The following is a 12,785-nucleotide window of genomic DNA, read 5'->3' on the forward strand; positions in this document are numbered from 1 at the left end:
GCTGCGCAGCTTAAGCTCAATTTTTTTAGACACTGCTTAGTGTTTGGCGCACGCTATATTTGAGTGTCGGTTATGTGCGCCGAGGACTATATGCATTGCTATATAGAGTCCTATATAAACTGTTATATAAAGCACTATATAAAATAATAGCGCTGCCACAGCTGACGATAGCGATCAACTTCTTGCTGCCACTGCTCATCACTCCAACCCAGCTCTTGTTGGCAGATGTGTTGTAATCGATCTGAAATCAGAGGCGTCAGTCCACCATTAGGAATAATCAGCCCCAAGCGGGTGCGTCTTAGCAATAAGTCGTCCAAATGAATCACTTGTTCATGGCGCGCAGCAAAGCGAAGCTCTGCCCATAAGGTATTGCTATCAGAGACGTAAGTCAGCTCATCAGGTTGTGCCAATGCCAGTAAGGTATCAAGCTGACGACCATAAAAGCCTTGCAATCTGTGTTGTAACTCAGGGGATAGCTGAGCAAACTTTTCACTGTGTGGTGTGGGGTTGCTAAACACCGCGTCACTGTCAGCATGGCCAGTGTCTGTGTTATGAGCCATTTTAGAAGCGGGCAATAGTGGCTCACAGCGTGCCATCACATCCAACGCAATTAAGCGGAAGGTCGTGAGTTTACCGCCACTGACCGTTACCAAGTTATTATCGAGCCAAACACTGTGATCGCGTTTTTCTTTACTTGGGCTGACTCGCTTACCATTGCCTGCTTCGGAGATAAGCGGACGCACTCCTGCCCAAGTACTGATGACATCTTCGCGAGTGAGGTTGGCTTGTTCAAATAAGTCATTGACTCCGGTAAGCAGGTAGTCCACTTCTGCTTGGGTGATAGCGACTTCATTGTCATCTAAGTCTGGGTGATCTAAGTCGGTGGTACCAATAACAGTGCGATTCTCCCAAGGGAAAACAAACAAGGCGCGATTGTCTTGCGGATGTAATAAAGTATAAGCGTGATCAATCGGCAGACGTTCTTGATTGATGACCAAATGACTGCCACGCGAAGGGCGGATCTGGTTACGTTGCATAGATGGTGTCGAAGACTGATTGTGCGATGCCGCCTGAGTACGCAAGGTATCGGCCCAAGCGCCGGTGGCATTGACCACCACTTTGGCAGACACTTCGTAATGGTCTGCAGTATTTGAATCTATGCCATTTAAGTCAGCGCTGTTTGAATCGCTATCGTTTGAGCTGCTGTCTGTATCATTAGCGCGCTTAGGACCAATAGACAAGTTTGTTGAGGTATCTACTAATCGTGCACCGACCACCAGACCTTGCTCATCGGTCAATAGTGACTGTGCTTGTAAATAATTAATGGCATAAGTGCCATCATTGGTGGCTTCATCTAGCACACGCATTACCAAACGTGAGTCATCGGTCACCGCATCACTGAATTGACTGGCACCCAAGAACTTACGTTGCTTAATACCGGTATTTAAGCTTAAAAAAGCGTCCTTTTTGAAATATTTAAAATAGCGTTTGCCCGCCAGTTTGTCATATACCCGCAGCAAAGTATTAAATATCCAAGGTGGCGGAAACTTGCCTTTATAATGCGGCATCACATAATGCATCTCATTGACTAAGCCACTGGCTTCATGCAATAAACGTTCGCGCTCACGCACACTGAGTCGGGTGGTCTTAAAGTCACCGACCGCAATGTAGCGTAGGCCACCATGCACCATTTTACTGGAACGGCTAGAGGTGCCCCAAGCGAAGTCTTTTTGTTCAACTAATAGTACGTCTAGCCCTCGGCGAGCCGCTTCTCGAGCGATGCCGGCACCGGTGATACCACCACCGATGATTAACATATCCCAAGGCTCAGAACGTGATAGAGGAGCCAGTGCGTGTTGGCGCTGTGTGGTTTGAGTCATAAAAGCCCTTAATCTTCCAACAAAACGCCAGGATTCATACGTTGATCCGGGTCTAAACTGGTGAACATATTCTTCGTCACTTGTAAGCCAAGTGTGCCTTTTTCAGCAGCCAGATAAGGGGCATGGTCTCGGCCCACCCCGTGTTGATGCGAAATGGTAGCCTGACCATTGGCGACACTCAAGCTGGCCGCTTTTTTGATCTTTTGCCAACGTGTTAAGGTCTGCGGATGATCTTTGGCGGCTCTAAAGAAGTAGGTGGTATAAAGACTCGCGCCTTGCTTATATACGTGTGAAATATGAGTAAAGGCCATGACGTTTTCGCCCTCATCGGTTAATGAGGTACGCACCGCTTGCTCCATATCTAACAACTGCTGATCGATATTGCGCCAATTAGTTGCGGTCTCAAAGGTGTCTACCATGATGCCTTTTTGCCAAAGCGTGCCACGCAAATAAGGGAATTTAAAGCGGCCATGCGCCCAAATAGAGCCCATTAAGTCGGCCAATTTACCGCCGACACCGCCGTGCTGCTTTAACAGCTTTTTAAATTGACTAAGCGCCAGCTTATTCTGTGCTTTATCGCCGCTGACACCATAGGTCAGCATCACCTTGTCTGAGCCAAGTCCTCTGGCTTTTAAATAGGTGCTAATGGCCATAAACTGGCTAGGAGTGGTGCCTAGATGTAAGTGAGCGTCGGTTTCGATGGCATTGCTCAGGCGTAGCATAGATAAACGAATGTTGCTTTGTACTGCTTGTTGCAATACGGCTTTACCGGCTTCCCAGTTGGGTAGGAATACCACTTTAAACAGCTCTTGCTCAGGCAAAGGCTGAACCCGCATTTTGACTTCGGTAAATATACCGGCTCGGCCTTCGCTGCCCATCATCATTTCACGCAAATCTGGGCCAGCAGAAGAGGCGGGGATATCGGCAATGGTCATCGTACCTTGTGGGGTGACCAATGTACCACCGGCAAACATTTGCTCAATGCGACCATAGCCCAAAGACTGCTGACCACTTGAGCGTGCTGCAATCCAGCCACCTAAGGTAGACAGCTCCCAAGATTGTGGATAGTGACCAAGACGATAGCCAAGTTGGCTAAGCTGTGCTTCGACCACGGGTCCTTGAGCGCCAGCGCCGAATGTCGCTATCTGGCTGTCTTTGTCAAAGTCTATTAGCTTATCCATTTTGCCCATGGCGATGGTTAACACTGGACGAGAGACCTTATTTTTACCAAAACCATTAGACGCATTTGGCGGATTGATATGACCGACCACTGAAGTGCCACCACCATAAGGAATCAGGTGTAAGTCATGCTCAATGGCCAGTTGCATCAGCTGTTCAACCTGCTTGGTACTGGTTGGAAAGGCGACCCCATCAGGGAACGCGCCAAAGTCGCCACTGTGCATCGCAATCCAATCAGGGAAACTTTGACCACGCGCGTGTCTGAGTCGTACTTCTTGGTCGGTTGAGACCATATCTAATGTGGTGAGCTCGTTAGGCAGGCGAGATTTAGGCACTTTTTTTAATGCCTGTTGTAATCGAACGGACGGCAGCTTTTTGGTCTTACCGATGTGCGAGCGAATCAAGCGAGCGCCATGTTTGGAAACGGCTTTGTTGAAATTAATATTACCCCAACCATTCCAGCGGGTCATTTCTTTTGGCGTATTGCCGTGTAAGGCATTGTCTAAAAAAGGGTTGTTACTGTGGCTGCTGTTTTTATTTTTTTTAGAGTTGCTGTTTTTAGGGTCAGCATTGAGAAGATGATCATCGGTTTGATTGATGTCGATGTTTTTTGAGTCAGGATTGTGAGTAGCGTCTGTCTGATTAGAGGCATCCTTGGTATGACGAGGGGCAGAAGTTTTGCGGAAAAAAGCGTCGATTTTGCTCATAGTGGGTACAACCTATCCATTTGTTATTATTGAGACAATATAACAAAACGCCTCGCCATAGCAACTGTATTACTGCATAAATTGAGTGCTTTAAATTATTTCGGTCATTATTTGGCCGTTGTCACAAAACTCAATTCCCATTAATGGCCAGAATCTTGTTAAAATAGGCAGCTATTAACGGTTTTATTTACCTTACTTTGTGCATATGCCTTTTATTGAGTGCTTATTTAACCCTGATTAAATACCAACACCCCCATTATCAACCTTCTAAGCGTTATAGATAGCGCTTTGTATTACCCTGATTTTATTGGTTTATATCCTGACTTTATCAACTTAACTGGACCCAACTATGAGTAATAACCAGCCAACCATCAAGCAAGACCGCATTTTAGTTATCGACTATGGCTCACAATATAGCCAGCTCATTGCCCGCCGTGTACGTGAAGCCGGTGTGTTTTGTGAAATGTACCCATACGATATCGACAGCGACCGTATCAAAGATTTTGGTGCCAAAGGGGTTATTTTATCGGGCGGTCCTGAAAGTGTGCACGACGAAAATAGCCCAAAAATTAACCAAGCACTGTTTGATTTAGAAGTGCCTATTTTAGGTATTTGTTACGGCATGCAAGCCATGGCCGACCATTTCGGTGGTGAAGTGAAAGCCAGTGATGTACAAGAGTTTGGTGCGGCCACTATTGATGTGACGGGTTCAAGCACCCTGCTTGACAGCTTAGAAGATGAGCATAAAGAGCACAGCCGCTTGCACGTGTGGATGAGCCACGGTGACAAAGTGGTCAAAGCCCCTGAAGGCTTTGAAGTTATCGCCAGCACGCCAAGCTGCCCAATCGCAGTGATGGTTAATGAAGACAAAAAATACTACGGCCTACAGTTCCATCCAGAAGTGACGCACACCTTACAAGGTGACGTGCTGCTATCACGTTTCGTGCATCAAGTGTGTGATTGTGCCGGCGACTGGACACCAGACAACATCATCGACATGCGTGTTGACCAATTAAAACAGCAAATCGGTGATAAACAAGTATTACTAGGCCTATCAGGCGGCGTTGACAGCTCAGTGGTTGCGGCATTATTGCACAAAGCCATTGGCGATCAGCTGACTTGTGTATTCGTAGACAACGGTCTGTTACGCTTACACGAAGGCGACCAAGTGATGCAAGTATTCGCTGAAAACATGGGCGTAAAAGTGGTGCGTGTTGATGCCGAAGATCGCTTCTTAGATGCGTTAGCCGGTGAGTCTGACCCTGAAGCCAAACGCAAAATCATCGGTAAAACTTTCATTGATGTATTCGCCGATGCCGCACGTGACATCAGCCAAGGCAGCGACGGCAAGCCTGTTGAATTCTTAGCGCAAGGTACGATTTATCCAGACGTTATTGAGTCTGCTAAATCACACCAAGGCAAAGCACACGTGATTAAGAGCCACCATAACGTGGGCGGCCTGCCAGACGATCTACAGTTTGAATTGGTTGAGCCATTACGTGACCTGTTCAAAGACGAAGTACGTAAACTGGGTATTGCGTTAGGCTTACCGCACAAAATGATTTACCGTCATCCATTCCCAGGTCCAGGTTTAGGCGTGCGTATCTTGGGCGAAGTGAAGAAAGAATACGCCGACATCCTACGTCAAGCTGATGCCATCTTTATGCAAGAGCTTGAAAAGTCAGGTTGGTATGAGAAAACCGCTCAAGCCTTTGCGGTATTCACTCCAGTGAAATCTGTGGGCGTGGTCGGTGATGGCCGTCGTTATGCGTGGGTTATCGCGCTACGTGCGGTTGAAACCATCGACTTTATGACAGCACGCTTTGCGCATCTGCCATACGAGTTAATTGAGACGGTCAGTAACCGCATCATGAACGAAATTAAAGATGTGTCTCGCGTGACTTATGATGTGTCGAGCAAGCCGCCGGCTACTATTGAGTGGGAATAATTTTATATAGTTAGTTTCTATTTTGATTAAAAAAGCACCCGATTGGGTGCTTTTTTGGTTTAATAAGCAAATACTTCACAATTCGAATAATTATAAACAATCTTGTATATTTTTGGAGTAATACAGAATGGATTTGCGTAATCTTACTAAAAATCAGCACTATATTTCTCAAGTAGAGCAAAGACTAAATGCAATGAATCCTAAAGCTAAAAAAGAAAATCAAAGAATTTATGTGTTTAATGTAGAAAGTCGTGATTTAAATCCTACTGTTGTTCTCAACTCGAAAAAGGGAGTTAAAATAGAAAACAACCTAAGCCTAATTGATTTATTTAGTTTTGATGTTCTGGAAGATGGAGAGAAATATAACTTTGAGAGTTTATTTAATAGGTATGAAAAAAGGATTGCGGATAATACTAAAAGTCTATTAGCTAAAATAGAGTCAAATAAGAATGATATTAAAGATGAAGTAATCTATATATTTATCTCTAAATTTATTAATGCTATTAGAAACCCTTGAGCTATGCTGAAAAAACCGTAGACAAAAACTTGGTAAACTAAGGAAGACAAATAGGAGTTTACCATGACAAAGAAAGCTAAAAGATACAGTGAAGAATTTAAAGCAGAAGCAGTTAAAGCAATAGAGAATAATGGTGGCAATGTTAGTGCTACAGCTAGGCGGTTAGGGCTGCCAATGCAGACACTGGCTAACTGGCAACGAAAAGCCAATCAAGGCATGCTCAAGGGTACTAAGCAATACGATCCAGAGCTTGTTTCAGCCCTTGAAGAAATGAAGCGTTTAAAGCGTGAACTAAAAATAGCACAAGAAGAACGAGAGATACTAAAAAAGGCCACGGCGTACTTTGCGAAACACGGTCAGTAAGGTACGCCTTTATTGACCATCACAAATATGAATTTAGCATTACCAGCATGTGTAAAACCCTTGATATTAAACCATCAAGCTACTATGACTGGACCAAGCGTAATATCAGTGCTCAGCAAATACATCGTAACCGCTGTGAGCTGCTTGTAAAAGCTGCGCATAGTGAGACTAAAGAGCGATATGGTTATCAGCGTCTGCATGCACATTTAAGTGAGCATGGACATGAGATTAGCAAGTACATGGTGCGTAGTATCAAGGAAGAACATGACATCAAATGTAGACGTCATAAACGCTTTAAAGTGACAACGGACTCAGACCATAACAAGCGAGTCTATCCTAATTTTCTTAAACAACAGTTTGGCGTTAACCGTCCTAATTGTGCTTGGGTCAGTGATATAACCTATATTTGGACAGATGAGGGCTGGCTTTATTTAGCAGGCGTCAAAGACTTATATACCAAAGAATTGGTTGGCTACGCTATCGATAAACGCATGAAAGCAGATTTAGTCTGTAGAGCCTTAAATAAAGCAATCAAGGATAAACGACCTAGCCAAGGGCTTATTGTACATTCAGATAGAGGCAGCCAGTATTGCAGCGAAGATTATCGCAAAATGATCAGTAAATACGGTTTTAAAGGATCTATGAGTGCGAAAGGTAACTGTTATGACAATGCGCCAATAGAGAGCTTCTGGGGCGTTTTAAAGAATGAGCTGATATATCATCATAATTACAAAACTCGATTTGAAGCAATCAACAGTATCATAAAATATATCGAGTTAGATTACAATCAAGTCAGGATTCAGCAGAGTTTAGGTATGAGATCGCCAAGACAAGTTTGGATGGATTTCTATCGTCAAGCTGCCTGATCAAAATCTCCCAAGTTTAGGTGTACGGATTTGACGGCAGGGGTCACCTTATTCTATTAAAATGATATTAAATACTTTTTCAGATTTAAAAGGGAGCGTTCCAACCAACCCTATACATCGAGAAAATTTTGAAAGGGTTTTACAAGGGAGTAAGCCGCAGCAATCTTATTTATGTGATGAACTAAATATAACCGAAAGTGAATATAAGGAATGGCTTGGAATAGTATTGTAAATACCCCATTCTTAACACAACATCATCGTAGAATAATTAAGCCACCTGTCTATACTGGGCAGGTGTCATATCATTAAGTGAATCATGGGGTCTTTCGGTGTTATAAACCGTGATCCACTCCTCAGTCAGTTGACTGACTTCATTTAAATCATTGAATAAATAACAATCCAAAACCTCATTGCGGTAACTACGATTAAACCGTTCAATATAAGCATTCTGATAAGGACAGCCAGGCTCAATATAGTCAATATAGATACCGTGAGCCGTTGCCCAATCAGTAAACACTTTAGAGGTGAACTCACTACCATTATCCACACGAATTTGCTTAGGATAACCATGCCACTCGGCTAACTGGTCAAGGTAGCGAATCACTCGGAGTGAGGGAATGCTGGTACCAATATCAATGCCGAGTATTTCGCGGTTGTAATCATCAATCACATTAAAGGTTCGAAAGCGAATATTATTGTGCAGCTTATCGCTCATAAAGTCCATAGACCAAGTATGACCCAATGCGTTTGGCACACTTAACGGCTGGGGGTTACGTGTTGGTAGCCGTCTTTTAGACTTACGGCGTAGGTTTAAGTTTAAAGCTTTATAAACACGGTGTACTCGTTTATGATTCCATGAATAGCCAAGCTTGCGTATACGCTTAAAACACTTTGGGAAACCCCAACGATTGTGCTTATCTGTTAGTTCATTTAAGACATCAATAATCTCACTATCATCAGATAGCTTAGGCTTATAGTAATAAGCGGTTCGACTCATACAGACCACCTGACAGCTCGATGCAATACTGACACCATACTGCGCCTGCAATTCTTGAGCCCAGACTTTGCGCTCACAAGCAGGCGCTATAGCTTTTTTATGATATCTTCCTGCATTTGCGCTTTGAGGCTTAAATCAGCATACATCTGTTTAAGCCTACGGTTTTCTTCTTCAAGCTCTTTTAGTCGCTTAACATCAGAGGCTTCCATGCCTCCATACTTGGAACGCCATTTATAGAAAGTCGAATTAGCAATTCCGTACTTACGGCACAGCTCTTTAGCAGGTATTCCTGCTTCTGCTTCTTTTAAAATGGATACTATTTGGGTCTCAGTCATTCGTTTGCTCATATTAAAACTCCTTATGGGTATTTTATAAGAAATTCTACGTTTGAGCTGTGTTATTTTAGGGGATAGTTACAGTATTTCTTTTATTAACTCCTATGGATGAAGATAGACAGCTTAATCTTCTGGAAATGATTGTTAAAAACATTTTGGAAAATCCTAATCTTTGTATAAGGATTCGCATATATACTTTTAATAATGAAACATGCCTTCTATCGGATCGGGGGTTTAACTTGAATCAAAGTAATGACTTTGACAAGGAAATGGTGTGGGAGTTTAATTTAAGTAGTAAAAGTTTTATAAGGTATATCTTTATAAGAGATGATTTAGAGAACTTAATACCAGATAATCCTAATATTCTTTGGAAAGAGATTCTTGACTTTTACAAGTCCCAGCCTAAATCTATTAGTTATGAAAGCAAGAATAATGATTTAAGAGAATTAGAGCAATATAACCAAAATACTGTTACTTATTGCCATGAAAGGGTATTTAACTCACAGTCTAATTGTTATGGTGTTGAAGTTATTAAGTCTTGAATAGAAAAAGCAGTGATTCTGATACGACTTTTTCACTACTTCTATAAAATAAAATTTTTTTAGGCTTTAATGCTCTATTCACTTTCCTAATTCAAAGCCACCATACACAACACCCCAACAATCAGTTGCAGATACAGCACTTTGTGTATGCTTTTATCAGACCAATAACACAAATACGTTTCTATTAAGTAGATAAGCCTTACAACAAGTATTATTCTTTTGGATAATATTAAGAGCAAGCATTCAAGCTAAAAATATAAATACACCCAAATAGGTGCTTTCTTAGGTTCGATCAGTCATTAAGTTCAATCGCACTTTTCAAAGTTAAAATAGCGTCAAAATTATTTAGTAAAGAAACTATTCCGACATTAACCAACGTTCACCGTCCCAGACAGCGTCACTATCATCTAGGTGAACATGCCATGAGGCATTGTCAATCACATGACGTATTTCGGATAAGCAGGCAAGCCAGTAGTCTATTGAATGTAATATGGCATGCACATCATCAAATGCAGAAATTTTTACTGAACCTGAGAAAATTTCTGTTGGCTCATCAGTATCATATTCATAGGGAGTGAAGGTCTCAGCTTCGTCCGCATATTCAAATTCGTTATTATATTTACTGATAATGGTATTTATTTGAGACTGCTCATTTTCTGTTAATTTAGTATCACGCTCTGCCGTCCAATAAATAGAAACGCCCATAACTTACTCCTTGTTATTTGTAGTGATTTTAATTATGCACACTTTCTTATACTAAACCAAGAATTGATATATAAATTCATAAATAATTAATAATTCTCTCATCTTTTTGTTCTTGGATATTTGTCTTTATTGTTTGCAACTACGCTTACTTTTTTAATCATCACTGATGCTAAAAGCTGTATTTCATCTCTTTTCCATAACTGCTACTTAGCAATCACATATTCAAGGTTTAGCATGATGTTATTAACAGTTATATAGCTTAACTATAAAAAATGACTTTAAAAATAAATCAAGGTTTTGGCGTATGAATAGGGATAGCTCAATAGCTCTAAGATGGATTAAGTTTCTTGCAAAACCAGTCGTTTTAACGTTACTGATTATTATTGTTTTTAATGGTCCTTGGCTTGGCACCTTCGGTGAGGTTGTCTTGTTTTTTGGATTTATTATTTATTTGGTAGTTGCTGTCATTCGTTGTGTTGTAGAGGTTATGGCAATAGGCTTTAAAAAACCTGAAGCCTATGTGGAACTAGTCAGACTATCCGTTATTTGTGCTGTCTTTATAACATTTGCTGGGTTCGAAATGGGATATAGGGTGCATTATCTGATCAATAAAAACAATTTTGAGACGATAGAGGCTGTCAGTGAGGCGCAAGGTATTTATTCGTTAAGCGATATGCGACGATATCACAAGGTGCTAAACAGCACATTAATTTCAAATGATGAGCAGTATTTAACAAGAGCAGCTATCGAGAAGGCGTATGCGACGACGATTGAAGCGGATAAGTTAGATATTGATTCAGTAGTCATGCTACGTGACAAGCTCGATTCGGTTTTGGCGATACAGTTAGATAATGAACAAGGATATACGGTGTTAACGGTCGGTGGGTTTTTGGATAATGAATATGGTTATATTAAGTCTGATATCTATGGTATTAAGGTTGGCGATATGATTCCGCCTTATGGTTCAACCGTTATTTCTTTAGAAGCTATGGGCGGCGGTTGGTATATGTATCGCACCACTTAAGGTAGGACTCCCTTCCTTTTCCTATTAACCAAGCACAGCTTGGCTCTTGCGAATCTAAAAAACTCCGCAGAGCTTTTATTAATATATCTCAGTGCATACACTATCCTACTTAACCCTACATACCTGAAGCGAGCGTTAGCACAATGCCAAACAAGATCAAGGCGACTACCATAGGAGCCAGTTGCAGATACAAAGGCTTGCGTATGCTTTTCTCAGACCAATAGCGTGAATAAAATATGACCTTAATCGCTAATAAAGCAACTCCCAATACCTGATAAAAACTACCAGCAACGATAAATACAAGAGTTAAGCCCAGCAGTAAAAATTCCTTCTTTTTACCCATGCATACCAGCTCCCAGATTTGTCCAATCATAGAGATTAGTGCCAGTATGAGACCTAAGGTGCTTAAGTTGAGATTCATTTTTAGTCCTTTTAAATAATGTTGTGTGCAAGCACTGTTTTATTTTATTGAATGATTAAACCGCAAGCTGATAAGCAAGAAACAAATGTTAAATTAAATCATAACACCCTATACCCATAAAATTATTAAGGATTTAATACTATTGTCATATTAAGGTTGTATTCTGATGATAGCCGAGGTGTTGCCTTAATTTTGTAATGCAAAAATGAGCATGACAAGATTTAGTATTACACAATTTATCGGTGCGTTTGTCTTTTCTTAATAGACGATAAAGAGGGTGTTATGATTAAGGATCCGATTTATACCATCAGAGCAGTGTCACTGATTGTGTTGATTATTACGTTTGCCCTGATACTGTAAGCTGCTGAGGCGGTATTAACATCAAGTCGGTGTATATAAGCCATTAAGTCGTGGCATATAAACGGTTCGAGATTTAAATAGCTCGATAATAACCGCAGCGACCAGCCTCTTTTAGTGAGGCCTAACAGTGACACGCTCATCAGATATGCTAGGATACGATGAGTATATTTTATGATTTAGGCTTTGATGATAGAGGTTGGTATATGCTATGCACAACTATTTTGACAGCCCTTTTAAAGGCATACCGCTAAAGGAGCAGGTCACCAATCCTAATATTATCGTTGGTGATTACAGTTATTATTCTGGCTATTATCACGGTCACAGCTTCGATGACTGTGCCCGCTATTTGGCGCCAGACAGAGATGATGTGGATAAACTCATCATTGGCCGTTATTGCTCTATTGGCTCTGGCGCGGTATTTATGATGGCCGGTAATCAAGGTCATCAAGCGTCTTGGGTCACCACCTTTCCCTTCTTTTATCAAGACAATGTCCACTTCGTTGATGCCGTCGATGGTTTTGAGCGGGCAGGTGATACTGTGATTGGCAATGATGTTTGGATTGGAACAGAGGCGATGATTATGCCAGGTGTCACCGTTGGCGATGGGGCGATTATTGCCAGTCGTGCAGTGGTTACCAAGGATGTCGAGCCGTATGCAATCGTGGGCTCAAACCCTGCAAAGCTGATTCGTTATCGTTTCTCACAATCTGAGATAGAGCAGCTACTTGAGATGCAGTGGTGGTTTTGGACAGAAGCACAAATCAAAGATGCCATGCCGTTATTATGCTCTGCCAAAATTAATGAGCTTTATGAGTATTGGCAGCGACAGATATCAGGTTAAAATTTGATTTAATAAAAAAAGCAGCGGTGTCACCGCTACTTTTTTTATGGGTATGATGTTTGTTAAACCTGCCCGAATTAAGCACTTTTAATCTTTTAAA

10 protein-coding genes are annotated in these 12,785 nt (G+C 41.6%); 5 read left to right on the forward strand and 5 right to left on the reverse strand.

Translation table 11 applies throughout. The annotated features are described in order from the left end of the window. Nucleotides 1-134: 134 nt before the first annotated feature. Nucleotides 135-1,880: a glycerol-3-phosphate dehydrogenase/oxidase gene (locus A6J60_RS07765; RefSeq protein ID WP_096065479.1), complete on the reverse strand. Its 1,746-nt coding sequence runs from the start codon at nt 1,878-1,880 to the stop codon at nt 135-137. A gap of 8 nt (nt 1,881-1,888) precedes the next feature. Next, nucleotides 1,889-3,766: an FAD-binding oxidoreductase gene (locus tag A6J60_RS07770; RefSeq protein ID WP_264755571.1), complete on the reverse strand. Its 1,878-nt coding sequence runs from the start codon at nt 3,764-3,766 to the stop codon at nt 1,889-1,891. A 349-nt stretch (nt 3,767-4,115) separates the two neighbouring features. Here A6J60_RS07770 and guaA point away from each other — a divergent pair, with 349 nt between their 5' ends. From guaA to A6J60_RS07785, 3 genes are all read left to right on the forward strand, one after another. After that, on the forward strand, nt 4,116-5,714 hold the full coding sequence (guaA, locus tag A6J60_RS07775; RefSeq protein ID WP_096065480.1) for a glutamine-hydrolyzing GMP synthase: 1,599 nt from the start codon (nt 4,116-4,118) through the stop codon (nt 5,712-5,714). A 127-nt stretch (nt 5,715-5,841) separates the two neighbouring features. Next, nucleotides 5,842-6,231, forward strand: coding sequence for a hypothetical protein (locus tag A6J60_RS07780; RefSeq protein ID WP_096065481.1), 390 nt, complete (start codon nt 5,842-5,844; stop codon nt 6,229-6,231). Nucleotides 6,232-6,294: 63 nt separating this feature from the next. After that, nucleotides 6,295-7,460, forward strand: a protein-coding gene (locus A6J60_RS07785; RefSeq protein ID WP_096064200.1) for an IS3 family transposase whose coding sequence is annotated in 2 segments (ribosomal slippage) — nt 6,295-6,553 and nt 6,553-7,460 — 1,167 coding nt in all. Because the reading frame shifts where the segments join, the coding sequence is not laid out codon by codon here. Between the two features lie 268 nt (nt 7,461-7,728). Here the strand turns inward: A6J60_RS07785 and A6J60_RS07790 are convergent. Both A6J60_RS07790 and A6J60_RS07800 read right to left on the reverse strand, forming a co-directional pair. Further along, nucleotides 7,729-8,804 (reverse strand): IS3 family transposase gene (locus A6J60_RS07790; protein WP_413772355.1). Its coding sequence is split into 2 segments (ribosomal slippage): nt 7,729-8,549 and nt 8,549-8,804, totalling 1,077 coding nucleotides; the frame shifts between segments, so codons are not numbered across the junction. A gap of 887 nt (nt 8,805-9,691) precedes the next feature. Further along, nucleotides 9,692-10,039 carry a hypothetical protein gene (locus tag A6J60_RS07800; protein ID WP_096065483.1) on the reverse strand — a complete coding sequence of 116 codons (348 nt, stop codon included), beginning with the start codon at nt 10,037-10,039 and terminating at the stop codon, nt 9,692-9,694. A 304-nt stretch (nt 10,040-10,343) separates the two neighbouring features. On the opposite strand from A6J60_RS07800, the gene A6J60_RS07805 reads away from it, so the two are divergent. After that, nucleotides 10,344-11,063, forward strand: coding sequence for a hypothetical protein (locus A6J60_RS07805; RefSeq protein ID WP_096065484.1), 720 nt, complete (start codon nt 10,344-10,346; stop codon nt 11,061-11,063). 115 nt (nt 11,064-11,178) lie between these two features. Here the strand turns inward: A6J60_RS07805 and A6J60_RS07810 are convergent, their stop codons facing one another. Then, nucleotides 11,179-11,484, reverse strand: a complete 306-nt coding sequence (locus A6J60_RS07810) for a hypothetical protein (protein WP_096065485.1) — start codon at nt 11,482-11,484, stop codon at nt 11,179-11,181. A gap of 568 nt (nt 11,485-12,052) precedes the next feature. On the opposite strand from A6J60_RS07810, the gene catB reads away from it, so the two are divergent. Then, nucleotides 12,053-12,685, forward strand: a complete 633-nt coding sequence (gene catB / locus A6J60_RS07815) for a type B chloramphenicol O-acetyltransferase (RefSeq protein ID WP_096065486.1) — start codon at nt 12,053-12,055, stop codon at nt 12,683-12,685. Nucleotides 12,686-12,785: the final 100 nt, after the last annotated feature.

The organism is Psychrobacter sp. FDAARGOS_221, from assembly GCF_002313155.2.
Classification (GTDB): domain Bacteria; phylum Pseudomonadota; class Gammaproteobacteria; order Pseudomonadales; family Moraxellaceae; genus Psychrobacter.

Bases quoted from the DNA above. Each gene is read 5' to 3' on its own strand.
- A6J60_RS07765 (WP_096065479.1), bottom strand. From the start codon at position 1,880: ATGACTCAAACCACACAGCGCCAACACGCACTGGCTCCTCTATCACGT.
- A6J60_RS07770 (WP_264755571.1), bottom strand. From the start codon at position 3,766: ATGAGCAAAATCGACGCTTTTTTCCGCAAAACTTCTGCCCCTCGTCAT.
- guaA (WP_096065480.1), top strand. From the start codon at position 4,116: ATGAGTAATAACCAGCCAACCATCAAGCAAGACCGCATTTTAGTTATC.
- A6J60_RS07780 (WP_096065481.1), top strand. From the start codon at position 5,842: ATGGATTTGCGTAATCTTACTAAAAATCAGCACTATATTTCTCAAGTA.
- A6J60_RS07800 (WP_096065483.1), bottom strand. From the start codon at position 10,039: ATGGGCGTTTCTATTTATTGGACGGCAGAGCGTGATACTAAATTAACA.
- A6J60_RS07805 (WP_096065484.1), top strand. From the start codon at position 10,344: ATGAATAGGGATAGCTCAATAGCTCTAAGATGGATTAAGTTTCTTGCA.
- A6J60_RS07810 (WP_096065485.1), bottom strand. From the start codon at position 11,484: ATGAATCTCAACTTAAGCACCTTAGGTCTCATACTGGCACTAATCTCT.
- catB (WP_096065486.1), top strand. From the start codon at position 12,053: ATGCACAACTATTTTGACAGCCCTTTTAAAGGCATACCGCTAAAGGAG.